Source organism: Aeromonas dhakensis, assembly GCF_002285935.1.
Taxonomy (GTDB): domain Bacteria; phylum Pseudomonadota; class Gammaproteobacteria; order Enterobacterales; family Aeromonadaceae; genus Aeromonas; species Aeromonas dhakensis.
Genome location: NZ_CP023141.1, coordinates 1,072,327 through 1,092,500, shown reverse-complemented (window position 1 = coordinate 1,092,500; position 20,174 = coordinate 1,072,327). Strand labels below are relative to the sequence as shown.

The following is a 20,174-nucleotide window of genomic DNA, read 5'->3' as shown; positions in this document are numbered from 1 at the left end:
TGCCCAGCGTGTGACCAAAGCCACGCTCGAGTGGCTCAAGAGTCACTTTCGCATGAGTCGGGCTAACTTGCTCGATGTCAACTAGCCGCGGTTTAAGAAAATCTGTTACAGAACCCAGCATTGTGTCCTCTCTTTAGAAGCTAGCTTTACTTGGAGTAAAGCTCGACGATCAGCTGTTCGTTAATGTCGGCAGACAGGTCGGAACGCTCTGGCAGACGCTTGAAAGCACCTTCCATTTTAGCGGCATCAACCTCTACCCAAGTCGGCTTCTCGCGCTGACCAGCAACCTCAAGGGCCGCTTTGATACGCGCTTGCTTCTTAGCCTTCTCACGAACGCAGATCACGTCCTCAGGGGAAACCTGGAAAGAAGGAATGTTCACAACGCGACCGTTTACCATGATGGCCTTGTGGCTCACCAGCTGACGAGATTCAGCGCGGGTAGCACCGAAGCCCATGCGGTAGACGACGTTGTCCAGACGACCTTCCAGCAGCTGCAACAGGTTTTCACCGGTGTTACCCTTTTGACGGGCAGCGTCTCGGTAGTAGTTGCGGAACTGTTTTTCCAATACGCCGTAGATACGACGAACTTTTTGTTTCTCGCGCAGCTGAACACCGTAGTCAGACAGACGCGCTTTACGCGCACCGTGTTGACCAGGAACGGTGTCAATCTTGCACTTAGAATCAATCGCACGAACACCAGACTTCAGGAAGAGGTCGGTGCCCTCACGACGGCTAAGCTTAAGCTTAGGACCGATATATCTTGCCATCTTCTTTCTCCAACAATCCTAGACCAAGTAGCTACAGCGTTACACGCGGCGCTTCTTGGGAGGACGACAACCGTTGTGCGGGATCGGAGTCACATCAGTAATGTTAGTGATGCGGAAACCAGCCGCGTTCAGAGCGCGGATGGAAGACTCACGACCGGGACCCGGACCTTTAACCATGACTTCCAGGTTCTTCACGCCATATTCTTTGGCCATCTCACCAGCGCGCTCGGCAGCTACCTGAGCAGCGAACGGGGTGGACTTACGAGAACCACGGAAACCGGAACCACCAGAAGTAGCCCAAGACAGAGCGTTGCCCTGACGGTCAGTAATGGTCACGATTGTGTTGTTGAAAGATGCATGAACGTGCGCAATACCGTCGCTCACTTGCTTTTTAACGCGCTTGCGAGCACGAGTCGGAGTTTTAGCCATTTTCTACCTTCCCGTTACTTCTTGATAGCCTTGCGCGGACCCTTACGGGTACGAGCATTGGTCTTGGTACGTTGACCACGAACAGGCAGGCTACGACGGTGACGCAAACCACGGTAGCAACCCAGATCCATCAATCGCTTGATGTTCATGGAAATCTGACGACGCAGGTCACCTTCAACGGTGAATTTACCTACTTGTTCACGCAGACTCTCGATCTGAGCTTCGTCCAGGTCTTTAATTTTCACATTCTCAGCGATACCGGCTGCGGCACAGATGGCCTTGGAGCGGGTACGACCGACGCCATAAATAGCAGTCAAAGCGATGACTGCATGCTTATGGTCAGGAATGTTAATGCCAGCGATACGGGCCACTATTCACTCCTACATATAGTAGATTACGACCACCACAAAGCCCGTGAGCGGATACGTGGCGGTCAACCAATACACAACAAAAGTTGGCTGGCTATATTAGCCAGCACAACTATTTGTTGCAAGTACTAACCGTAAAAAATTAGCCTTGGCGCTGTTTATGCTTTGGCTCGCTGCAAATCACACGCACCACACCGTGACGCTTGATGATTTTGCAGTTACGGCAGATTGCCTTAACGGAAGCACGAACTTTCATTGCTTAACTCCGTAACTACGCCGACCTTTAGCGGCCGTAGCCCTTCAGGTTGGCCTTCCTCAGGACGTCGCCATACTGATGAGACATCATATGGGTCTGAACCTGAGCCATGAAGTCCATGATAACTACCACGATAATCAGCAGCGAGGTGCCACCGAAATAGAACTGAACGTTCCAGGCAGTCATCAGGAACTGGGGTACCAGACAGATAAAGGTTATATAGAGCGCACCTGCCAATGTCAGGCGGGTCATAACCTTATCGATATAACGTGCTGTCTGCTCGCCCGGGCGGATCCCCGGGATAAAGGCTCCACTCTTCTTCAGGTTATCTGCTGTCTCGCGGGGGTTGAACACCAGCGCGGTATAGAAGAAGCAGAAGAAGATAATGGCTGCTGCATAGAGCATCTCATACAAGGGCTGACCCGGCTGCAGGACCATAGAGACCTGTTGCAGGATATCGGCAACCTTGCCCTCCCCCTGACCAAACCAAGAGGTAATGGTCCCCGGGAAGAGGATGATGCTGGATGCGAAAATCGCAGGAATCACACCGGCCATATTTACTTTCAACGGCAGGTGTGTGCTTTGCGCTGCGAATACCTGGCGGCCTTGTTGACGTTTGGCATAGTTAACGACGATACGACGCTGACCACGCTCCACGAACACCACAAAGTAAGTCACTGCGAAAACAATCAAGCCCAGCAACAACAACAGCAGGATGTGCAATTCCCCTTGACGTGCCTGTTCGGCCGTAGCGCCAATGGCATGAGGCAGACCAGCAACGATACCTGTGAAGATAATCAACGAGATACCATTACCAATCCCACGCTCGGTAATCTGCTCACCCAACCACATCAAGAACATGGTACCGGTGACCAGACTCACAACGGCTGTGAAATAGAAGCCCAAACCCGGATGAGTCACGAGTCCCTGCATCATATTCGGCAAACCGGTTGCAATACCAATGGCCTGGAAAGTTCCCAAAACCAGCGTGCCCCAACGGGTATATTGGCTAATCTTGCGACGGCCGGATTCACCTTCTTTCTTGAGTTCAGCAAGAGCGGGGTGAACCACAGTCAGCAGCTGGATAATGATCGAGGCCGAAATGTACGGCATGATCCCCAGCGCAAGAATAGAAGCACGCGAGAGTGCACCACCACTGAACATGTTGAACATCTCAATGATGGTGCCCTTCTGTTGTTGGAACAACTCGGCCAGTACGGCGGCGTCAATACCAGGAATCGGCACATAAGAGCCTGCACGGAAAACGATAATCGCCCCGAGAACGAAGAGCAGACGGCTCTTCAGTTCACTCAGACCACCCTGTGCTTTAACATCCAATCCTGGTTTCTTAGCCATTGTACTGATTATTCCTCGATTTTACCGCCAGCGGCCTCGATGGCTGCACGTGCACCCTTGGTGACGGACAGACCACGAACGGTCACAGCACGGTCAATGTTGCCAGACAGAACAACTTTAGCGAACACGATGTTTTTGGTAATAACACCGGCTTGCTTCAGAGTGCTCACGTCGACCACATCACCTTCTACCAGGGCGATTTCGTTCAGGCGCACTTCGGCAGAAACCAAAGATTTGCGAGAGAAGAAACCGAACTTCGGCAGACGGATTTTCAAAGGCATCTGGCCGCCTTCGAAACCGTTGCGGACTTTGCCGCCACCGGAACGAGAGGTTTGACCTTTAACACCACGACCACCGGTCTTGCCCAGACCAGAACCGATACCACGGCCCGGACGGTGCTTAACGCGCTTGGAACCAGCGGCCGGAGACAGAGTATTCAGACGCATGCTTAGCCCTCCACCTTAACCATGTAATAAACCTGGTTGATCATGCCGCGTACGCAGGGAGTATCTTCCAGCTCAACGGTGTGACCAATGCGACGCAGACCCAGACCACGCAGAGTCGCCTTGTGCTTTGGCAGACGGCCGATAGAGCTGCGAGTTTGAGTTACTTTTACAGTGTTAGCCATGTCGCATTACCCCAGAATTTCTTCAACGCGCAGACCACGCTTGGCAGCGATCTGTTCCGGGGATTGACCCTGAACCAGAGCGTCTACAGTGGCGCGAACAACGTTGATTGGGTTGGTGGAACCGTAGGTCTTAGCCAGCACGTTGTGGATACCAGCAACTTCCAGAACGGCACGCATAGCGCCGCCTGCGATGATACCAGTACCTTGAGAGGCCGGCTTCATGAACACGGTGGAACCGGAGTGAACACCTTTCACCGGGTGGTGCAGGGTGCCGTTGTTCAGCTCAACCTTGTTCAGGTTACGCTTAGCCTGTTCCATCGCTTTTTGAATAGCGGCCGGAACTTCACGGGCTTTACCGTAACCGTAACCTACACGGCCGTTACCATCACCCACCACGGTCAGCGCGGTGAAGGACATGATACGACCACCTTTAACAGTTTTCGAAACACGGTTTACTGCAATCAGCTTTTCTTGCAGTTCGCCGGCTTGAGATTCGACTTTAGCCATCTTCGACTCCTAGCTTAGAACTGAAGACCAGCGTCACGTGCAGCAGCTGCCAGAGCAGCGATGCGACCGTGATACTTGAAACCGGAACGATCGAAAGATACGTTCTGAACGCCTTTGGCAATGGCACGCTCGGCGATAGCCTTACCTACAGCGGTAGCAGCATCTGCGTTACCGGTGTATTTCAGAGCTTCACTGATGGCCTTCTCTACTGTGGAAGCAGAGGCCAGAACTTCGGAACCGTTGGCTGCAATAACCTGCGCATAGATGTGACGCGGGGTACGGTGAACAACCAGACGGGTAGCTCCCAGTTCCTGCATCTTTTTCCGAGCACGAGTAGCACGACGGAGACGAGCTGCTTTCTTGTCCATAGTGTTACCTTACTTCTTCTTAGCTTCTTTAGTACGCACTTGCTCGTTGGCATAGCGTACACCCTTGCCCTTGTAGGGCTCCGGAGCGCGGTAAGCACGGATATCGGCGGCGACTTGGCCAACCAGCTGCTTGTCGACACCACGCAGAACGATTTCTGTGGCAGTCGGGCACTCAGCGGTCACACCAGCCGGCAGCGCATGCTCTACCGGGTGAGAGAAGCCCAGAGCCAGCGCAACAGCATTGCCCTTGATGGAGGCTTTATAACCTACACCAACCAGCTGCAGCTTGCGCTCGAAGCCTTGGGTAACACCGATTACCATGTTGTTGACCAATGCACGGGCAGTACCGGCCTGAGCGTCAGCACCAGCGATGCCATCGCGCGGGGCGAACTTCAGTACATTGTCTTCTTTGGTCACTTCTACACCGGCGTGAATAGAGCGAACCAGGGAACCTTTACCACCTTTGATGGACAGTTCCTGGCCGTTCAGAGTCACCTCTACGCCAGCAGGAATAGTGACGGGTGCCTTAGCAACACGAGACATTTCCTACCTCCTATTAAGCGACGTAGCAGATGATCTCACCGCCCATGCTTGCTTTACGGGCAGCACGGTCAGTCATCACACCTTTAGACGTGGACACGATAGCAACACCGAGACCGCCCATAACTTTCGGCAGATCAGTAGTGCGCTTGTAAATACGCAGGCCGGGACGGCTCACGCGTTGGATCAGTTCTACAACCGGCTTGCCCTGGAAATATTTCAGTTCAATTTCCAGTTCCGGTTTCACGTCACCAGCTACGGAGTAGCCAGCGATGTAACCTTCTTCTTTCAGCACTTTGGCAATAGCCACTTTCAGCTTGGAAGAAGGCATGGAAACCGCAACTTTGCTCGCCGCCTGACCGTTACGGATGCGGGTCAGCATATCCGCGATCGGATCTTGCATGCTCATAGTCTAACTCCCGAGATTCTTTACCAAGAGGCCTTTTTCAGGCCTGGAATTTCGCCCTTCATGGCATGCTCACGCACCTTGATGCGGGACAGACCAAACTTACGCAGGAAACCGTGCGGACGACCAGTAATGTTGCAACGGTTACGCTGACGGGACGGACTGGAATCACGGGGCAGCTGTTGCAGTTGCAGAACAGCATCCCAACGCGCTTCTTCAGAAGCGTTCATATCAACGATGATAGCTTTGAGCTCGGCACGCTTGGTCGCGTACTTGGCTACCAGCTTCGCACGCTTTACTTCACGTGCTTTCATGGATGTTTTAGCCATAACCCTAACCTTACTTGCGGAATGGGAAGTTAAAGGCAGCCAGCAGAGCACGGCCTTCTTCATCGGTATTCGCGGAAGTGGTGATGGTGATATCCAGACCACGAACGCGATCGACCTTGTCATAGTCGATTTCCGGGAAGATGATTTGCTCACGCACGCCCATGGAGTAGTTACCACGACCGTCGAACGCTTTAGCGTTCAGGCCACGGAAGTCACGGATACGCGGTACGGAGATGCAAATCAGCCGTTCCAGGAACTCCCACATACGCTCGCCACGCAGGGTTACTTTACAACCTATCGGGTAGCCTTCACGAATCTTGAAGCCCGCAACAGATTTGCGAGCTTTGGTGATCAGCGGCTTCTGACCGGAAATGGCAGCCATATCGGCAGCAGCATTTTCCAGCAATTTCTTGTCAGAGATCGCTTCACCAACACCCATGTTCAGGGTGATTTTCTCGATCCGAGGGACTTGCATGATAGTCTTGTAACCGAACTGCTTGGTCAGTTCATTTACTACATCTGATTTGTAGTAATCATGCAGTTTCGCCATCGTTAAACTCCAATTACTTCACAAGTTCGCCGGTGGATTTGAAGAAGCGAACTTTTTTGCCGTCTTCAATCCGGAAACCAACGCGGTCAGCTTTGCCAGTGGCAGAGTTGAACAGCGCTACGTTAGATACATCGATGGGGGCTTCTTTGGTGACGATACCGCCAGCCTGACCCAGTGCGGGTACCGGCTTCTGGTGTTTCTTCACCTGGTTGATGCCTTCCACGATTACCTTACCTTTAGCAATCAGAACTTGAGTGACTTTGCCACGCTTGCCCTTGTCTTTGCCGGTAAGAACAATCACTTCGTCTTCGCGACGGATTTTAGCTGCCATCGTTCGACTCCTTACAGTACTTCGGGTGCCAGGGACACAATCTTCATGAACTTCTCATTACGCAGTTCACGGGTCACCGGGCCAAAAATACGAGTACCGATCGGCTGCTGGTTGTTGTTAAGCAACACAGCCGCATTGTTGTCGAAACGGATGACAGAGCCGTCCGGACGACGAACGCCTTTACGGGTGCGTACGACCACCGCGTTATACACATCACCTTTCTTCACTTTACCGCGAGGAATAGCTTCCTTGATGGAAACCTTGATGATGTCGCCGATGCCGGCGTAACGGCGGTGCGAACCACCCAGAACCTTAATACACATTACACTGCGAGCGCCGGAGTTGTCGGCAACACCCAGCATACTTTGCATCTGGATCATCTTAGTGCTCCGCTTTGTTTACTTCTTATCCCTCTCGGGATCTGGCTGCCTTCAAAAGGCGCGAAACTATAACACAGGATTTTTAGAAAAGGTAGCCTAAAAAACAAACGGCCCCGTCAAGGGGCCGTTTAGACTACAAAGTACCGATTAGGCCTTTTCTACAACGGCAACCAGGGTCCAGGACTTGGTCTTGGACAGCGGGCGGCATTCGCGGATTTCCACGAGGTCGCCAGCTTTGCATTCGTTGTTTTCGTCATGCACGTGCAGCTTGGTAGTGCGCTTGATGATCTTACCGTAGATCGGGTGCTTTACCTTGCGCTCGATGGCGACAGTGATGGACTTGTCCATCTTGTCGCTGATTACACGACCCTGCAGAGTACGGATTTTATCAGTCATTACGCACCTGCCTTCTCAGTCAGTACAGTCTTGATACGTGCGACGTCACGACGCACTTGTTTCAGAGTGTGAGTCTGAGCCAGCTGGCCGGTGGAAGCTTGCATGCGCATGTTGAATTGCTCGCGCAGCAGGCCCAGCAGCTCCTGGTTCAGTTCTTCGACGCTCTTTTGACGCAGATCTTGGGCTTTCATCACATCACCGTCTTAATTACGAAAGTGGTCTGAACAGACAGCTTGGCTGCGGCCAGGGCGAACGCTTCACGCGCCAGAGCCTCAGGTACACCGTCCATCTCGTACAGAACCTTGCCAGGCTGGATCGGGCAAACCCAGTATTCCACGTTACCCTTACCTTTACCCATACGAACTTCGAGGGGCTTTTCGGTAATCGGCTTGTCCGGGAACACACGGATCCAGATCTTACCCTGACGCTTAACGTGACGGGTCATGGCACGACGGGCTGCTTCGATTTGACGAGCAGTCAGCTGGCCACGGGATGTCGCCTTCAGGCCAAAGGTACCGAAGGATACTTCGTTACCAGAGTTGGCCAGACCGCGGTTACGACCCTTGTGGGTCTTGCGGAATTTAGTACGCTTTGGTTGCAACATTTACCGAATCTCCTTACTTGGCAGCGCGGCGCTTGTTGTCACGCTTGGGCTTCGCAGGAGCTTGCTCTTGAGCAGCGGCAGCGTTGACAGCAGCCAGACCGCCCAGAACTTCGCCCTTGAAGATCCAAACTTTAACGCCGATCACACCGTAAGTGGTGTGGGCTTCAGAAGTTGCGTAGTCGATGTCGGCACGCAGGGTGTGCAGGGGCACACGACCTTCACGGTACCATTCGGTACGCGCGATTTCAGCGCCGCCCAGACGACCGGAAACTTCCACCTTGATGCCCTTGGCACCCAGGCGCATGGCGTTTTGTACGGCGCGCTTCATAGCACGACGGAACATTACGCGACGCTCCAGCTGGGAAGTGATGCTGTCGGCAACCAGTTTGCCATCCAGCTCCGGCTTGCGGACTTCGGAAATGTTGATCTGAGCAGGCACGCCAGCAATAGTGGCTACAGCTTTGCGCAGTTTTTCAACGTCTTCGCCTTTCTTACCGATCACAACACCCGGACGAGCGGTGTGAATGGTCACACGGATGCTCTTGGCCGGACGCTCGATGGTGATCTTGGACAAGGACGCGTTTTTCAGTTCCTTGGTCAGGAACTGGCGTACTTGAAAATCGCTGTACAGGTTGTCAGCGAAGTCTTTGGTGTTCGCGAACCAGGTAGAATTCCAAGGCTTGGTAATACCCAGGCGAATGCCATTAGGATGTACTTTCTGACCCATTGCTTATCTCCCAGCCTTAGCGTCGGATACCACTACGGTGATGTGAGCGGTACGCTTGAGGATACGATCCGCGCGACCTTTGGCACGAGGACGGATGCGCTTCATGGAGGGACCTTCGTCGACCATGATAGTAGCAACACGCAGGGCGTCGATGTCGGCGCCTTCGTTGTGCTCAGCGTTTGCAATGGCAGATTCCAGCACTTTCTTCACCAGAACTGCAGCCTTTTTCGGGCTGAAGGTCAGGATGTTCAGAGCCTTGTCTACGGACAGACCACGTACTTGATCGGCTACCAGACGAGCTTTCTGGGCAGAAGTACGGGCATAACGGTGTTTAGCGATAGCTTCCATCATTTATCCCTTAGCGCTTCTTAGCCTTCTTATCAGCAGCATGGCCGCGATAAGTACGAGTAGGTGCGAATTCACCCAGTTTGTGACCGATCATTTCTTCGGTAACGAAAACCGGAACGTGCTGACGACCATTATGGACAGCGATGGTCAAACCGATCATGTTCGGGATGATCATTGAACGACGGGACCAGGTCTTAACCGGCTTTTTATCCCCGCTTTCCACCGCTTTCTCTACCTTCTTCAGCAAGTGCAGGTCGATAAATGGACCCTTCTTGAGAGAACGTGGCATGGTGATTCCTCTATGTTAACAATTACTTGTTACGACGACGTACGATGTACTTGTCGGTACGCTTGTTCTTACGGGTCTTGAAGCCTTTAGCCTTCTGGCCCCATGGGGACACAGGCTGCATGCCCTTGTTACGACCCTCACCACCACCGTGCGGGTGGTCTACCGGGTTCATCGCCATACCGCGAACGGTCGGACGAATACCACGCCAGCGGTTTGCACCGGCTTTACCCAGTTGACGCAGCATGTGCTCGGAGTTACCAACTTCACCGATGGTGGCGCGGCACTCGGCCAGAACTTTACGTACTTCGCCGGAACGCAGACGCAGAGTTACATAGTTACCTTCACGAGCCAGGATCTGGATGAAAGTACCAGCGGAACGAGCCAGCTGGGCACCTTTACCAGGCTTCATCTCAACAGCGTGAACGGTAGAACCGACCGGGATGTTGCGCATCGGCAGGGTGTTACCTACCTTGATTGCGGCATCAGCACCAGAAGCGATTGCATCACCAGCTTTCAGGCCTTTCGGAGCCAGGATGTAACGACGCTCACCGTCTGCATACAGCACCAGGGCGATGTTTGCGGTACGGTTCGGATCGTATTCCAGGCGCTCTACTTTGGCCGGGATACCGTCTTTGTCGCGCTTGAAGTCGACGATACGGTAGTGTTGCTTGTGACCACCGCCGATGTGACGGGTGGTGATGCGGCCGTTGTTGTTACGACCACCGGACTTGTCTTTCTTGTCCAGCAGAGCTGCAAAGGGCTTGCCCTTGTACAGGTCTTGGTTGACGATCTTGACGACGTGGCGGCGGCCCGGAGAAGTAGGCTTGCACTTAACGATTGCCATTTTTCAGAACTCCTCTTACTCGGCTGCGCCCATGAAGTCGATGTCCTGACCAGCTTTCAGGGTCACATAAGCCTTTTTCCAATCGGAACGACGGCCTACGCGTGCACCTGCGCGCTTGGTCTTACCCTTCATGTTCAGGGTACGGACGGTCTCAACTTCGACCTCGAACAGTTTCGCAACTGCAGCTTTGACTTCCGCCTTGGTGGCATCAACAGCAACTTTGAACACGATAGTGTTCTGCTTTTCTGCGACCATGGTGCTCTTTTCAGAGATGTGCGGAGCCTTCAGAACTTTCAGCAGACGCTCTTCACGGATCATGCCAGCATCTCCTCGATTTGCTTAACTGCGTCAGCAGTCATCAGAACCTTGTCGAAAGCGATCAGGCTGACCGGGTCGATACCGGCAACGTCACGCACGTCAACTTTGTACAGGTTACGAGCAGCCAGGAACAGGTTCTCATCGACTTCAGCAGTCACGATCAGAACGTCAGACAGTTCCATTTCTTTCAGCTTGGCGATCAGTTCTTTGGTTTTCGGAGCTTCGATGCCGAACTTCTCAACAACGATCAGGCGCTCTTGACGTACCAGCTCGGACAGGATGCTACGGATAGCGCCGCGGTACATCTTCTTGTTTACTTTCTGGCTGTGATCTTGCGGCTTAGCAGCAAAAGTCACACCACCGGAACGCCAAATGGGCGAACGGATGGAGCCAGCACGGGCACGACCAGTACCCTTCTGACGCCACGGCTTTTTGCCGCCACCAGACACTTCAGAGCGAGTCAGCTGCGCACGAGTACCCTGACGGGCACCAGCGGCATAAGCAACGACAACCTGGTGAACCAGAGCTTCGTTGAATTCGCGCCCGAAGGTAGTCTCGGAAACTTCAAGAGCGCTCTTGGCGTCTTTCATTACCAATTCCATTACTATCTCCTCAGACGTTACGCTTTGACGGCAGGTTTAACGATCACGTTGCCGTTGGTTGCACCCGGTACTGCGCCTTTGATGAGCAGCAGGTTGCGTTCAGCGTCAACACGAACCAGTTCCAGGTTCTGAGTCGTTACACGCTCAGCACCCATGTGACCAGCCATCTTTTTGCCCTTGAATACACGGCCCGGGGTCTGGTTTTGACCGATGGAGCCAGGTACACGGTGGGACAGAGAGTTACCGTGGGTCATATCCTGGGTGCGGAAGTTCCAGCGCTTAACAGTACCGGCAAAACCTTTACCCTTGGATGTGCCGGTAACGTCTACCAGCTTAACGTCAGCGAGAAGATCTACTTTCAGCTCGCTACCAACAGTGAAAGTTTCACCGTTGTTCAGGCGGAATTCCCACAGACCGCGACCGGCTTCTACACCAGCTTTGGCGAAGTGGCCAGCTTCCGGCTTGGTTACGCGGCTAGCTTTCTTGGAGCCAGTGGTAACCTGAATAGCGTTGTAGCCGTCGGTTTCTACAGATTTGACCTGAGTTACACGGTTAGCTTCAACTTCGATAACAGTCACGGGGATAGAAACGCCATCTTCAGTGAAGATGCGAGTCATACCCACTTTGCGACCTACAAGACCGATTGTCATTGTTATCAACCTCTTTCCGTAATTAACCCAGGCTGATCTGGACGTCTACACCAGCTGCCAGATCCAGACGCATCAGAGCGTCTACGGTCTTGTCAGTCGGCTCAACGATGTCTACCAGACGCTTGTGAGTGCGGATCTCGTACTGATCACGCGCGTCTTTGTTGACGTGCGGGGAGATCAGAACGGTGAAACGCTCTTTGCGAGTCGGCAGCGGGATAGGACCGCGAACCTGCGCGCCAGTGCGCTTAGCAGTTTCAACGATTTCCGCAGTGGATTGATCGATCAGGCGATGATCGAAAGCCTTCAGGCGGATACGGATTCTTTGGTTCTGCATTGACAGAGCTCCAATAGATAAAAGAACATAAATCAACACCGCCCGACCGAGATTACTCCCGCCAGAGGTGTGATTTTTCACGTTTCTCCCCATATCGGGGAGACTGTATGGCTGGCCTTCGCAAGCGAAAAACTCAGCAAGCAGACATATCGTCTGGCTTACCTCATGGGTAAGCGGAGGGGATTATACGGATTTTTTCAATCTGCGCAAGGGAAGGCGAACAGAATGTGCACAATTTTATGTGACGGATGGATCTCTGCCACCGCCACATGATCCCCCGTCCGGCGCGGGTAACGACAATGTTGCAAACAGGCTGGTAGACTGTGCCACTGCCTTGATCACCGGAACGACGTCTCATGCTCAAAGATCAGAAAAAAGCCTATCAATATGGCCTCTGCGCCGTCGCCCTCTGGTCGACGGTGGCCAGCGCCTTCAAGATCTCTCTCACCTACTTCGAGCCGGTGCAGCTGTTGCTGGTCGCGGCCTGCATCTCGACCCTGACGCTGGGGGTGATCGTGGCCTGTCAGGGCAAGCTGCCGCTGCTGCTCAGCTACATCAAGGGCCGCCCCCTCTACTATCTGGCGCTGGGGGTGCTCAACCCCTTCCTCTATTACCTGCTGCTGTTCAAGGCGTATGATCTGCTGCCCGCCCAGCAGGCGCAGACCCTCAACTACACCTGGGCCATCACCCTCAGTCTGCTGGCAGTCCCCTTCCTCGGCCAGAAGCTGCGCCGCCGCGACGGGGTGGCCATCGTGCTGGGCTACTTCGGTGCTCTGGTGATCGCGACCAAGGGGGATGTGTTCGGTCTGCAGTTCGACAGCCCCCTCGGCGTGACGCTGGCGCTGGTGTCGACCCTCATCTGGGCCGGCTACTGGATCCTCAACACCCGCAATCAGGGGGATCCCATCGTCAGCCTGCTGCTCGGTTTCATCATCAGCCTGCCCTTCATCGTCGTGGCGACCTGGCTGCTCTCCGATTTTGCCATGACCGCCTGGCAGGGATGGGCCGGCGCCATCTATGTCGGGCTGTTCGAGATGGGCTTCGGCTTCGTGCTCTGGCTGATGGCATTGCGCCACGCCACCAACACGGCGCCCATCAGCAACCTCATCTTCATCTCGCCCTTTGCCTCGCTGGTACTGCTCAACCTGTTGATCGGCGAGACCATCCACCCGGCCACCCCCATCGGGTTGGCGCTCATCGTCGCCGCCCTGCTGATCCAGCAGCTGAAATACGGCAAGCGTCACCGCAAGGCGACCGAGCCGCAGGCCTGACAATGCAGAAGGGCGCATCCACGGATGCGCCCTTCGTTCAATCAATCCACTCCAGCGGCTGGTTCTTGGGCAGCCGGATCTCCACCAGCAAGCCCCCCTGCTCGGCACGCCCCAGCCTGATGGTGCCGTGATGCTGGGAGACGATCTTGGCGACGATGGCCAGCCCCAGCCCACTGCCGCTGCCGGTACGCGCCTCGTTGCCCTGGGTGAAGGGCTTGAGTACCCGGTAGTAATCCTGTTCCGGAATGCCGGGACCGTCATCCGACAAGCGCAGCCGGACCCAGTGACCGTCATCCTTGAGCTCGGCCTGCAGCCGGCTCGCCCCGTAGCGCAACGAATTGCCCGACAGGTTGTTGAGAATGCGCCGGATACTGATGGGGTTGCAGGCAACCCGCACCGCCTCGGCTGGCAGCTCGAGCTCCACCTCCAGCCCCTGGTCGGTCTGCACCAGCAGCACATCGTGGATCAGCTGGGTCAGGTCCACCGGCTGGGTATCCAGCCCCTCGTCCGGACGAATGTAGTCGATGAACTGGTCGATGATGCCGTTCGATTCGTCGATGTCCGCGTTGATGCTCTCCTTGAGATACTCATCCCCTGAGGACATCATCTCGGTCGCCAGCCGGATACGGGTCAGCGGCGTACGCAGATCGTGGGAAACGCCCGCCATCATCATGTTTCGCTCTTCGATAAGGCTCTTGATGGAGCTCGACATGTGGTTGAAGGTGCGGGTCAGCCGGCGCACCTCCCGCGAGCCCTGCTCCCCAAGCGCATCGGGGAAGTTGCCGCGAGCAACCGCCACGGCCCCCGCCTCCAGCTCCTCCAGCGGCCGCACCAGCTGGCGGGCAAAGCGCCAGGCCGCGAACAGGGTCACCACCAGCAGCACGCTCATGTAGAGGATCAGCGGCTCGATGTCGTCATCCTCGATCTCGGTCAGCGGGATGCGCACCCACACCTTGTTGGCCTGGGGCGGCTGGATCCAGATGATGTAGTGGTCCTGGATCTCGACCCGCACCTTGGTCTTGCCCCCCAGCTCGCGACTGATGCTCTCTTCCAGATAGGTGTAGGGTTTGGACTCCTTGAGCCCGTGCTGCTCCGCCTCGGTCTGGGTATAGATGTCGCTGCCGGTCGCCACGTAGACCAGCGCCTCGGCATCTTCACTGAGCGCCAGCTGGTTGCTCTCGACCGGGAAGATGAGCTTGACCTGATTGGCCAACAGGTGGCTGATCTGCTTGACGGTCGGCGCCAGCAGATAGTTGTAGAAGGTGGCATAGGAGACAAACTGATAGACCACCAGCACGGCGGCCAAAAACCAGAGCATGCGGGAGAACATGCTGCTCACTTTCTTCATTCGCCGTCACCGTCCGGCACGAATACATAGCCCAGACCCCAGACGGTCTGCAGATAACGGGGCTGCGCCGGATCCTGCTCCAGCAGGCGGCGCAGGCGGGAGACCTGGACGTCGATGCTGCGCTCGGTGGCGGTATATTCGCGACCACGGGCCAGGTTCATCAGCTTGTCGCGGGAGAGAGGCTCGCGCGGATGGCTCACCAGCACCTTGAGCACGGCGAATTCGCCGCTGGTCAGTGCCACCGGATCGCCATCGCGACTCAACTCACGGGTCGCCAGGTTGAGCTGGTAGCTGCCAAAGCTAACCACCTTCTCGGCGGTAGAGGGGGCGCCCGGCAACTCGACGGTGTGGCGGCGCAGCACGGCGCGGATCCGGGCCAGCAGTTCACGAGGATTGAACGGCTTGGGCAGGTAATCATCGGCTCCCATCTCGAGGCCGACGATGCGGTCCACCTCATCCCCCTTGGCGGTCAGCATCAGCACCGGGATCTGGTTGCCAGCCTCGCGCAGGCGGCGACAGATGGAGAGGCCGTCTTCCCCCGGCAGCATCAGGTCGAGCACCATCAGGCTGAAGTTCTCTCGGGTCAGCAGGCGGTCGGCCTGTTCGCCATTGGCGACGCCCCGAACCACGAACCCCTGTTCGGTCAGGTAGCGCTCCAGCAGGGAACGTAATTTCAAATCATCGTCGACGACCAGAACCTTGTATTGCTGACTCATTGCTTGCCTCTCCTCTCGATATGCTGCCAATACTAGAGCCCGGACTCGTAACGGCAAAGCATAAATATGTTACCGGTTATTGCCCGTGCTGCCGGCATGACGCCACTTTTCCCCTGCCCCCAGAGTCATCCGGCCCGCCAGTTTTTGCTCGACAGCAAGGCGACAGCGGATAAGATCTGCCGAGCCATAAGAGGCTCATCCGCCCCATCGACACAGGGACCCTCCATGAAGACCAAGTTGATCACCCGTGAAGGCTACAACAAGCTCAAGCAGGAGCTCGATTTCCTCTGGCGCGAGGAGCGCCCCGAGACCACCCGCAAAGTGGCCTGGGCGGCCAGCCTCGGCGATCGCAGCGAAAATGCGGATTACCAGTACAACAAGAAGCGGCTGCGGGAGATCGATCGGCGGGTCCGTTACCTGCGCAAGTGCCTCGAGGAGCTGGGGATCGTCGACTACTCCCCCGCCCAGGAGGGCAAGGTCTTCTTCGGCGCCTGGGTCGAAGTGGAAAACGAGGAGGGAGAGACCAAGCGCTTTCGCATCGTCGGCTATGACGAGATCTTCGAGCGCAAGGATTACATCTCCATCGACTCCCCCATGGCCCGTGCCCTGCTCAAGAAAGAGGTGGGTGACGAGGCCATAGTGCGTACGCCAGTCGGTGACGCCTGCTGGTACATCAATGAGATCAGCTATCCCAAATAAGCCCCTGTCACACCACAGCCACCTGCCCTGCCAACCGGCTACCACAGCCAGCATGGGTTTGCTCCGCCTCTCATCCAGGGCGGACACCGTCCTCTCTACCAGGGCTGGCATCCCGCTGCCCGAGCCCATATAGTGCTCACACCCGGCGCCTTGCGGCGCCAACCGGCCCGCGCGGCAGTGGCCTGGCTGATACCTTGAGTACCGCCCTGACAGCCTCTTGCCCGGCGACATCGCCCTCGCGCCAGCCCGTTGTTCTGGACCCGACTACAGAGACCCTCGATGCAAAGCCACGTAATAGAACATCAGATTGCCGGTGAGCTGAATGCCCGCCCGGAACAGGTGCAGGCCGCCGTTCGCCTGCTGGACGAAGGCGCCACCGTCCCCTTCATCGCCCGTTACCGCAAAGAGGTGACTGGCGGTCTGGACGACAGCCAGCTGCGCACCCTGGAAAGCCGGCTCGGTTACCTGCGCGAACTGGCGGATCGCCGCCAGGTGATCCTGCGCTCCATCGAAGAGCAGGGCAAGCTGACCCCCGAGCTGGCCCGCGAGCTGAACGAGGCCGACAGCAAGACCCGGCTGGAAGATCTCTACCTCCCCTACAAACCCAAGCGCCGCACCAAGGGGCAGATGGCCATAGAGGCGGGGCTGGAACCATTGGCAGACCTGCTGCTGAGCGACCCGATGAAAGATCCCGAACAGGAGGCGGCCCGCTTCCTCAACGCCGAGCAGGGGATCAGCGACAACAAGGCCGCCCTCGACGGTGCCCGCTACATCCTGATGGAGCGCTTCGCCGAGCAGGCGGATCTCCTTGAGAAGCTGCGGGGCTATTTGTGGCAAAACGCCACCCTGCGCGCCCGCGTGGTGGCAGGCAAGGAGCAGGAAGGGGCCAAATTCAAGGACTACTTCGAGCACGACGAGCCGCTGCACAAGGCCCCCTCCCACCGGGTGCTGGCCATGCTGCGCGGCCGCAACGAGGGGATCCTCAACCTGGCGCTGGTCACCGGTGACGACGAGAGCGCCAGCCCCTGCGAGGGGATCATCGCCCATCACCTCAGACTGAACCTGCAAAGTCGCCCGGCCGACAAGTGGCTGCAGGGGGTGGTGAGCTGGACCTGGAAGATCAAGCTGTCCCTGCAGATGGAGACCGAGCTCATTAGCCGCATCCGCGAGTCGGCGGAAGAGGAGGCGATCAAGGTGTTCGCCATGAACCTCAAGGATCTGCTGATGGCGGCACCGGCCGGCATGCGCTGCACCATGGGGCTGGATCCCGGCATCCGCACCGGGGTCAAGGTGGCCGTGGTGGATGCCACCGGCAAGCTGGTCGATACCGCGACCATCTATCCATTCGAGCCCAAGCGTCAGGTGGATCAGAGCCTCAAGACCCTGAGCGAGCTGTGCCAGAAGCACAAGGTCGAGCTTATCAGCATCGGCAACGGTACCGCCTCGCGGGAAACCGACCGCCTGGTGAGCGACCTGTTCGAGCGCTACCCGGCCGCCAAGGCGCAGAAGATCGTGGTGAGCGAAGCGGGAGCGTCGGTCTACTCCGCCTCCGAGCTCGCGTCCCTGGAATTCCCGGATCTGGACGTCTCCCTGCGCGGCGCCGTCTCCATCGCCCGCCGGCTGCAGGATCCGCTGGCCGAGCTGGTCAAGATCGACCCCAAGAGCATCGGCGTCGGCCAGTATCAGCACGACGTCGGCCAGAGCCAGCTGGCCCGCCGCCTCGATGCGGTGGTCGAGGATTGTGTGAACGCAGTGGGGGTGGATGTGAATACCGCCTCGGTCGCCCTGCTCAACCGGGTCTCCGGCCTCTCCCAGACCCTGGCACAGAACATCGTCGCCTACCGGGACGAGAACGGCGCCTTCCAGCACCGTCAGCAGTTGCTGAAAGTGAGCCGGCTCGGTCCCAAGGCATTCGAGCAGTGTGCCGGCTTCCTGCGTATTCGCGGTGGCAGCAACCCGCTGGACGGCTCGGCGGTGCACCCGGAGTCCTACCCAGTGGTGGAGCGGATCCTCGCCAAACTGGAGCAGACTGTTGACAGCCTGCTCGGCAACAGCAGCCTGCTGCGCACCCTCAAACCCGCCGACTACACGGACGAGCAGTTTGGCGTGCCCACCGTCACCGACATCATCGGCGAGCTGGACAAGCCGGGCCGTGACCCGCGCCCCGAGTTCAAAACCGCCACCTTCAAGGAAGGGGTGGAGAAAATCAGCGATCTGGGGCCCGAGATGGTACTGGAAGGGGTGGTCACCAACGTCACCAACTTCGGCGCCTTCGTCGACATCGGCGTCCATCAAGATGGCCTGGTGCACATCTCCTCCCTGACCGATCGCTTCGTCAAGGATCCTCGCGAGGTGGTCAAGGCCGGCGACATCGTCCGGGTGAAAGTGCTGGAGGTGGACGTACCGCGCAAGCGCATCAGCCTGACCATGCGTCTGGATGAGAAGGCCGGCCAGCCGGCGCGCAAACCGGCCGAGCCGCGCCACACCGGTAACAACGCCAAGCCGAAACAGCCCCCCCGTCAGAGCGCCCCGACCGACGGCGCCATGGGCAACGCCTTCGCCGCCGCTCTCTCCAAACTGAAGAAATAAGCCCCCAGAATGCAAAAAGCCCCGTGAGGGGCTTTTTTGTGCCGGTGGTGCAGCCGCTTCACTCGGCCAGTGCGCTCAGAATAGCGTCGGCCTCCTGATGGGCCGCCAGCACCTCCCGCAGCCGGTTGAATGCCTTGCAGGCCTCTTGTGGATATTTGCCATAAGAGACGACGCCGGTATGACTCCACCCTGCCGCCAGCATCACCTTTTTCTTGAAATGGGTGCCTTCGGTACCGCCCCCACCGAGCTGCATCAAAAACTGCTCCATCTGGAGGTGTGGCGGAGGGACACGGGAGAAGGTGGCAAAATCTTCCGGTTTGACTTCATCAAAGTGCATGACGACTCCTGTGAGTGTGGATGGGATTACCCCTCAGAGTAGTTGCAAATAGTCGCGTGCGGGGGAAAAACAGGGGGAATTGCCAGGCTCAGACGCTCAGGTTGAAGCTCTGCGGAGTCGCTGGCTTGACCGCCTGCTGATAGCGCTGGGCGATGACCTGGTTGCGCTGCTCCATGTAGCCATTCAACACCCCGGTCTTGACACTGCCATCGGCCTTCAAGGTGGAGTCCGGATCGGAGGAGATCAGCGCCTTGCGGGCCTGTGCCTCCTTGGCCGCGGCACTCCTTGCCACACTCAGGTCCTGGGAGGAGGGTTGCGCCGGCGCCAGTGCGGCGGCACGTACCTGCTGCATCTTGGCGATGGTGGCCCTGGGGTCACCGGGAATGACGCTGATATCGATGGAAACGCCACCACCGGTGGCATAGCGCTTGCCATCCGGCCCCATGGCAAACTGGTAGGTCGGGCTGCCGGCATACTGACCGCCAGTGCTCTGATGCGCCTGCTCGTGGGTTCGCACCTCCTGATCCCTGTCTGCCAGCTCCTTGACCTGCAGCTCCTGTTTCTGCTGCTGTTCTTGTTGTTTGGGATCCTGCTGCTTGTTGCGCTGGCCGTCTTCACCAGTGGCCTCGACGAAACGGTTGTCGACGGTAGCCTGCGGGTTGCCGGTCTGGGAGCCCTCCCGGGCCTGCTGGGAGGTCTGATTGGCGTTGGCCTGAGTGGATCTGGATTTGTCTTTCTGGGAGCCGACCTCGGGCTCGGCATTGAAGGCCTCGGTCTGGCGGCTCTGGGGGATGAGGGCTGCGCGGCGATTGTCAGTGCGTGCCGATTCCGTCTGCGGTTGCAGCTGGTTGGGAATGATGGTCGGCAGACTGACATTGATGTTCATG

Annotated in this window: 34 protein-coding genes (1 of these 34 running past the window's edge); 3 read left to right on the top strand and 31 right to left on the bottom strand. The window is 56.9% G+C overall.

Annotation, left to right across the window (positions count from 1 at the left end; genetic code table 11):
- The 27 genes from CK627_RS05460 to rpsJ form a co-directional block, all read right to left on the bottom strand.
- Nucleotides 1–121 carry the beginning of a DNA-directed RNA polymerase subunit alpha gene (locus tag CK627_RS05460; protein ID WP_005307997.1) on the bottom strand. Its footprint begins 869 nt before the window's first position, so only the first 121 of its 990 coding nucleotides appear in the window; the start codon lies at nucleotides 119–121; its stop codon lies off the left edge, out of view.
- 25 nt (nucleotides 122–146) lie between these two features.
- Entirely contained in the window at nucleotides 147–767 is a 621-nt protein-coding gene (rpsD, locus tag CK627_RS05455; RefSeq protein ID WP_005307996.1) for a 30S ribosomal protein S4, read from the bottom strand.
- A gap of 39 nt (nucleotides 768–806) precedes the next feature.
- Nucleotides 807–1,196 carry a 30S ribosomal protein S11 gene (gene rpsK / locus CK627_RS05450; RefSeq protein WP_005307993.1) on the bottom strand — a complete coding sequence of 130 codons (390 nt, stop codon included), beginning with the start codon at nucleotides 1,194–1,196 and terminating at the stop codon, nucleotides 807–809.
- A gap of 14 nt (nucleotides 1,197–1,210) precedes the next feature.
- Nucleotides 1,211–1,567 (bottom strand): 30S ribosomal protein S13, encoded by a 357-nt coding sequence (gene rpsM, locus CK627_RS05445; protein ID WP_005307991.1) that lies wholly within the window; start codon nucleotides 1,565–1,567, stop codon nucleotides 1,211–1,213.
- Between the two features lie 139 nt (nucleotides 1,568–1,706).
- Nucleotides 1,707–1,820, bottom strand: a complete 114-nt coding sequence (gene rpmJ / locus CK627_RS05440) for a 50S ribosomal protein L36 (protein ID WP_005319705.1) — start codon at nucleotides 1,818–1,820, stop codon at nucleotides 1,707–1,709.
- A gap of 27 nt (nucleotides 1,821–1,847) precedes the next feature.
- A complete protein-coding gene (gene secY / locus CK627_RS05435) occupies nucleotides 1,848–3,176 on the bottom strand; it encodes a preprotein translocase subunit SecY (protein ID WP_005307989.1) in 1,329 nt (442 codons plus the stop codon).
- An 8-nt stretch (nucleotides 3,177–3,184) separates the two neighbouring features.
- Nucleotides 3,185–3,622 (bottom strand): 50S ribosomal protein L15, encoded by a 438-nt coding sequence (gene rplO, locus CK627_RS05430; RefSeq protein WP_005307987.1) that lies wholly within the window; start codon nucleotides 3,620–3,622, stop codon nucleotides 3,185–3,187.
- Nucleotides 3,623–3,624: 2 nt separating this feature from the next.
- Entirely contained in the window at nucleotides 3,625–3,804 is a 180-nt protein-coding gene (rpmD, locus tag CK627_RS05425) for a 50S ribosomal protein L30 (protein WP_005307985.1), read from the bottom strand.
- A 6-nt stretch (nucleotides 3,805–3,810) separates the two neighbouring features.
- On the bottom strand, nucleotides 3,811–4,311 hold the full coding sequence (gene rpsE, locus CK627_RS05420; RefSeq protein ID WP_005307983.1) for a 30S ribosomal protein S5: 501 nt from the start codon (nucleotides 4,309–4,311) through the stop codon (nucleotides 3,811–3,813).
- A gap of 14 nt (nucleotides 4,312–4,325) precedes the next feature.
- A complete protein-coding gene (gene rplR / locus CK627_RS05415; RefSeq protein WP_005340606.1) occupies nucleotides 4,326–4,679 on the bottom strand; it encodes a 50S ribosomal protein L18 in 354 nt (117 codons plus the stop codon).
- 9 nt (nucleotides 4,680–4,688) lie between these two features.
- Entirely contained in the window at nucleotides 4,689–5,222 is a 534-nt protein-coding gene (gene rplF / locus CK627_RS05410; RefSeq protein ID WP_005307981.1) for a 50S ribosomal protein L6, read from the bottom strand.
- Nucleotides 5,223–5,235: 13 nt separating this feature from the next.
- Nucleotides 5,236–5,628, bottom strand: coding sequence for a 30S ribosomal protein S8 (gene rpsH / locus CK627_RS05405; protein WP_005307980.1), 393 nt, complete (start codon nucleotides 5,626–5,628; stop codon nucleotides 5,236–5,238).
- Nucleotides 5,629–5,648: 20 nt separating this feature from the next.
- Nucleotides 5,649–5,954 carry a 30S ribosomal protein S14 gene (rpsN, locus tag CK627_RS05400; protein ID WP_005307979.1) on the bottom strand — a complete coding sequence of 102 codons (306 nt, stop codon included), beginning with the start codon at nucleotides 5,952–5,954 and terminating at the stop codon, nucleotides 5,649–5,651.
- Nucleotides 5,955–5,964: 10 nt separating this feature from the next.
- Nucleotides 5,965–6,504, bottom strand: a complete 540-nt coding sequence (gene rplE / locus CK627_RS05395) for a 50S ribosomal protein L5 (RefSeq protein WP_005307978.1) — start codon at nucleotides 6,502–6,504, stop codon at nucleotides 5,965–5,967.
- Between the two features lie 13 nt (nucleotides 6,505–6,517).
- Nucleotides 6,518–6,835 carry a 50S ribosomal protein L24 gene (gene rplX / locus CK627_RS05390; RefSeq protein ID WP_005307977.1) on the bottom strand — a complete coding sequence of 106 codons (318 nt, stop codon included), beginning with the start codon at nucleotides 6,833–6,835 and terminating at the stop codon, nucleotides 6,518–6,520.
- A gap of 11 nt (nucleotides 6,836–6,846) precedes the next feature.
- A complete protein-coding gene (gene rplN / locus CK627_RS05385) occupies nucleotides 6,847–7,215 on the bottom strand; it encodes a 50S ribosomal protein L14 (protein ID WP_005307975.1) in 369 nt (122 codons plus the stop codon).
- A gap of 147 nt (nucleotides 7,216–7,362) precedes the next feature.
- Entirely contained in the window at nucleotides 7,363–7,611 is a 249-nt protein-coding gene (gene rpsQ, locus CK627_RS05380) for a 30S ribosomal protein S17 (RefSeq protein ID WP_005307966.1), read from the bottom strand.
- Entirely contained in the window at nucleotides 7,611–7,802 is a 192-nt protein-coding gene (gene rpmC / locus CK627_RS05375) for a 50S ribosomal protein L29 (protein ID WP_005307965.1), read from the bottom strand. Before rpmC ends, rpsQ begins: the two co-directional genes overlap by 1 nt.
- Nucleotides 7,802–8,215, bottom strand: coding sequence for a 50S ribosomal protein L16 (rplP, locus tag CK627_RS05370; protein WP_005307963.1), 414 nt, complete (start codon nucleotides 8,213–8,215; stop codon nucleotides 7,802–7,804). The genes rpmC and rplP overlap by 1 nt, the downstream gene beginning before the upstream one ends.
- A 13-nt stretch (nucleotides 8,216–8,228) precedes the next feature.
- Complete coding sequence (gene rpsC / locus CK627_RS05365; protein ID WP_005307962.1) at nucleotides 8,229–8,942, bottom strand: 30S ribosomal protein S3; 714 nt, start codon at nucleotides 8,940–8,942, stop codon at nucleotides 8,229–8,231.
- A 3-nt stretch (nucleotides 8,943–8,945) separates the two neighbouring features.
- Nucleotides 8,946–9,290: a 50S ribosomal protein L22 gene (gene rplV / locus CK627_RS05360; RefSeq protein ID WP_005319741.1), complete on the bottom strand. Its 345-nt coding sequence runs from the start codon at nucleotides 9,288–9,290 to the stop codon at nucleotides 8,946–8,948.
- 10 nt (nucleotides 9,291–9,300) lie between these two features.
- Nucleotides 9,301–9,579 (bottom strand): 30S ribosomal protein S19, encoded by a 279-nt coding sequence (gene rpsS / locus CK627_RS05355; RefSeq protein WP_005307960.1) that lies wholly within the window; start codon nucleotides 9,577–9,579, stop codon nucleotides 9,301–9,303.
- A gap of 22 nt (nucleotides 9,580–9,601) precedes the next feature.
- Nucleotides 9,602–10,423, bottom strand: coding sequence for a 50S ribosomal protein L2 (gene rplB / locus CK627_RS05350; RefSeq protein WP_005307957.1), 822 nt, complete (start codon nucleotides 10,421–10,423; stop codon nucleotides 9,602–9,604).
- 15 nt (nucleotides 10,424–10,438) lie between these two features.
- A complete protein-coding gene (gene rplW, locus CK627_RS05345) occupies nucleotides 10,439–10,741 on the bottom strand; it encodes a 50S ribosomal protein L23 (RefSeq protein WP_005307955.1) in 303 nt (100 codons plus the stop codon).
- A complete protein-coding gene (gene rplD / locus CK627_RS05340) occupies nucleotides 10,738–11,343 on the bottom strand; it encodes a 50S ribosomal protein L4 (protein WP_005307949.1) in 606 nt (201 codons plus the stop codon). Before rplD ends, rplW begins: the two co-directional genes overlap by 4 nt.
- Nucleotides 11,344–11,360: 17 nt before the next feature.
- The gene (gene rplC / locus CK627_RS05335; protein WP_005307947.1) at nucleotides 11,361–11,993 is read right to left on the bottom strand and encodes a 50S ribosomal protein L3; all 633 of its coding nucleotides are present in this window, start codon (nucleotides 11,991–11,993) and stop codon (nucleotides 11,361–11,363) included.
- A gap of 22 nt (nucleotides 11,994–12,015) precedes the next feature.
- Nucleotides 12,016–12,327, bottom strand: a complete 312-nt coding sequence (gene rpsJ, locus CK627_RS05330) for a 30S ribosomal protein S10 (protein WP_005307944.1) — start codon at nucleotides 12,325–12,327, stop codon at nucleotides 12,016–12,018.
- A gap of 356 nt (nucleotides 12,328–12,683) precedes the next feature.
- On the opposite strand from rpsJ, the gene CK627_RS05325 reads away from it, so the two are divergent.
- Entirely contained in the window at nucleotides 12,684–13,598 is a 915-nt protein-coding gene (locus CK627_RS05325; protein ID WP_095591834.1) for a DMT family transporter, read from the top strand.
- A 37-nt stretch (nucleotides 13,599–13,635) separates the two neighbouring features.
- On the opposite strand, the gene envZ is transcribed toward CK627_RS05325, so the two are convergent.
- Nucleotides 13,636–14,946 carry a two-component system sensor histidine kinase EnvZ gene (gene envZ, locus CK627_RS05320; RefSeq protein ID WP_010635419.1) on the bottom strand — a complete coding sequence of 437 codons (1,311 nt, stop codon included), beginning with the start codon at nucleotides 14,944–14,946 and terminating at the stop codon, nucleotides 13,636–13,638.
- Entirely contained in the window at nucleotides 14,943–15,662 is a 720-nt protein-coding gene (gene ompR, locus CK627_RS05315; RefSeq protein WP_005307934.1) for an osmolarity response regulator transcription factor OmpR, read from the bottom strand. Before ompR ends, envZ begins: the two co-directional genes overlap by 4 nt.
- Nucleotides 15,663–15,887: 225 nt before the next feature.
- Here ompR and greB point away from each other — a divergent pair, with 225 nt between their 5' ends.
- Together greB and CK627_RS05305 are read left to right on the top strand one after the other, a co-directional pair.
- The gene (gene greB / locus CK627_RS05310) at nucleotides 15,888–16,361 is read left to right on the top strand and encodes a transcription elongation factor GreB (RefSeq protein ID WP_011704309.1); all 474 of its coding nucleotides are present in this window, start codon (nucleotides 15,888–15,890) and stop codon (nucleotides 16,359–16,361) included.
- 279 nt (nucleotides 16,362–16,640) lie between these two features.
- Nucleotides 16,641–18,950 carry a Tex family protein gene (locus CK627_RS05305; RefSeq protein ID WP_095591833.1) on the top strand — a complete coding sequence of 770 codons (2,310 nt, stop codon included), beginning with the start codon at nucleotides 16,641–16,643 and terminating at the stop codon, nucleotides 18,948–18,950.
- 58 nt (nucleotides 18,951–19,008) lie between these two features.
- On the opposite strand, the gene CK627_RS05300 is transcribed toward CK627_RS05305, so the two are convergent.
- Entirely contained in the window at nucleotides 19,009–19,287 is a 279-nt protein-coding gene (locus CK627_RS05300; protein WP_005307922.1) for a hypothetical protein, read from the bottom strand.
- An 88-nt stretch (nucleotides 19,288–19,375) separates the two neighbouring features.
- Entirely contained in the window at nucleotides 19,376–20,173 is a 798-nt protein-coding gene (locus CK627_RS05295) for a putative metalloprotease CJM1_0395 family protein (protein WP_095591832.1), read from the bottom strand.
- Nucleotide 20,174 lies beyond the last annotated feature (1 nt).

What these genes read in the sequence shown, in the direction of transcription:
- rpsD (WP_005307996.1), bottom strand. Translation starts at nt 767, where the DNA reads ATGGCAAGATATATCGGTCCTAAGCTTAAGCTTAGCCGTCGTGAGGGC.
- rpsK (WP_005307993.1), bottom strand. Translation starts at nt 1,196, where the DNA reads ATGGCTAAAACTCCGACTCGTGCTCGCAAGCGCGTTAAAAAGCAAGTG.
- rpmJ (WP_005319705.1), bottom strand. Translation starts at nt 1,820, where the DNA reads ATGAAAGTTCGTGCTTCCGTTAAGGCAATCTGCCGTAACTGCAAAATC.
- secY (WP_005307989.1), bottom strand. Translation starts at nt 3,176, where the DNA reads ATGGCTAAGAAACCAGGATTGGATGTTAAAGCACAGGGTGGTCTGAGT.
- rplO (WP_005307987.1), bottom strand. Translation starts at nt 3,622, where the DNA reads ATGCGTCTGAATACTCTGTCTCCGGCCGCTGGTTCCAAGCGCGTTAAG.
- rpmD (WP_005307985.1), bottom strand. Translation starts at nt 3,804, where the DNA reads ATGGCTAACACTGTAAAAGTAACTCAAACTCGCAGCTCTATCGGCCGT.
- rpsE (WP_005307983.1), bottom strand. Translation starts at nt 4,311, where the DNA reads ATGGCTAAAGTCGAATCTCAAGCCGGCGAACTGCAAGAAAAGCTGATT.
- rplR (WP_005340606.1), bottom strand. Translation starts at nt 4,679, where the DNA reads ATGGACAAGAAAGCAGCTCGTCTCCGTCGTGCTACTCGTGCTCGGAAA.
- rplF (WP_005307981.1), bottom strand. Translation starts at nt 5,222, where the DNA reads ATGTCTCGTGTTGCTAAGGCACCCGTCACTATTCCTGCTGGCGTAGAG.
- rpsH (WP_005307980.1), bottom strand. Translation starts at nt 5,628, where the DNA reads ATGAGCATGCAAGATCCGATCGCGGATATGCTGACCCGCATCCGTAAC.
- rpsN (WP_005307979.1), bottom strand. Translation starts at nt 5,954, where the DNA reads ATGGCTAAAACATCCATGAAAGCACGTGAAGTAAAGCGTGCGAAGCTG.
- rplE (WP_005307978.1), bottom strand. Translation starts at nt 6,504, where the DNA reads ATGGCGAAACTGCATGATTACTACAAATCAGATGTAGTAAATGAACTG.
- rplX (WP_005307977.1), bottom strand. Translation starts at nt 6,835, where the DNA reads ATGGCAGCTAAAATCCGTCGCGAAGACGAAGTGATTGTTCTTACCGGC.
- rplN (WP_005307975.1), bottom strand. Translation starts at nt 7,215, where the DNA reads ATGATCCAGATGCAAAGTATGCTGGGTGTTGCCGACAACTCCGGCGCT.
- rpsQ (WP_005307966.1), bottom strand. Translation starts at nt 7,611, where the DNA reads ATGACTGATAAAATCCGTACTCTGCAGGGTCGTGTAATCAGCGACAAG.
- rpmC (WP_005307965.1), bottom strand. Translation starts at nt 7,802, where the DNA reads ATGAAAGCCCAAGATCTGCGTCAAAAGAGCGTCGAAGAACTGAACCAG.
- rplP (WP_005307963.1), bottom strand. Translation starts at nt 8,215, where the DNA reads ATGTTGCAACCAAAGCGTACTAAATTCCGCAAGACCCACAAGGGTCGT.
- rpsC (WP_005307962.1), bottom strand. Translation starts at nt 8,942, where the DNA reads ATGGGTCAGAAAGTACATCCTAATGGCATTCGCCTGGGTATTACCAAG.
- rplV (WP_005319741.1), bottom strand. Translation starts at nt 9,290, where the DNA reads ATGGAAGCTATCGCTAAACACCGTTATGCCCGTACTTCTGCCCAGAAA.
- rpsS (WP_005307960.1), bottom strand. Translation starts at nt 9,579, where the DNA reads ATGCCACGTTCTCTCAAGAAGGGTCCATTTATCGACCTGCACTTGCTG.
- rplB (WP_005307957.1), bottom strand. Translation starts at nt 10,423, where the DNA reads ATGGCAATCGTTAAGTGCAAGCCTACTTCTCCGGGCCGCCGCCACGTC.
- rplW (WP_005307955.1), bottom strand. Translation starts at nt 10,741, where the DNA reads ATGATCCGTGAAGAGCGTCTGCTGAAAGTTCTGAAGGCTCCGCACATC.
- rplD (WP_005307949.1), bottom strand. Translation starts at nt 11,343, where the DNA reads ATGGAATTGGTAATGAAAGACGCCAAGAGCGCTCTTGAAGTTTCCGAG.
- rplC (WP_005307947.1), bottom strand. Translation starts at nt 11,993, where the DNA reads ATGACAATCGGTCTTGTAGGTCGCAAAGTGGGTATGACTCGCATCTTC.
- rpsJ (WP_005307944.1), bottom strand. Translation starts at nt 12,327, where the DNA reads ATGCAGAACCAAAGAATCCGTATCCGCCTGAAGGCTTTCGATCATCGC.
- CK627_RS05325 (WP_095591834.1), top strand. Translation starts at nt 12,684, where the DNA reads ATGCTCAAAGATCAGAAAAAAGCCTATCAATATGGCCTCTGCGCCGTC.
- envZ (WP_010635419.1), bottom strand. Translation starts at nt 14,946, where the DNA reads ATGAAGAAAGTGAGCAGCATGTTCTCCCGCATGCTCTGGTTTTTGGCC.
- ompR (WP_005307934.1), bottom strand. Translation starts at nt 15,662, where the DNA reads ATGAGTCAGCAATACAAGGTTCTGGTCGTCGACGATGATTTGAAATTA.
- greB (WP_011704309.1), top strand. Translation starts at nt 15,888, where the DNA reads ATGAAGACCAAGTTGATCACCCGTGAAGGCTACAACAAGCTCAAGCAG.
- CK627_RS05305 (WP_095591833.1), top strand. Translation starts at nt 16,641, where the DNA reads ATGCAAAGCCACGTAATAGAACATCAGATTGCCGGTGAGCTGAATGCC.
- CK627_RS05300 (WP_005307922.1), bottom strand. Translation starts at nt 19,287, where the DNA reads ATGCACTTTGATGAAGTCAAACCGGAAGATTTTGCCACCTTCTCCCGT.
- CK627_RS05295 (WP_095591832.1), bottom strand. Translation starts at nt 20,173, where the DNA reads ATGAACATCAATGTCAGTCTGCCGACCATCATTCCCAACCAGCTGCAA.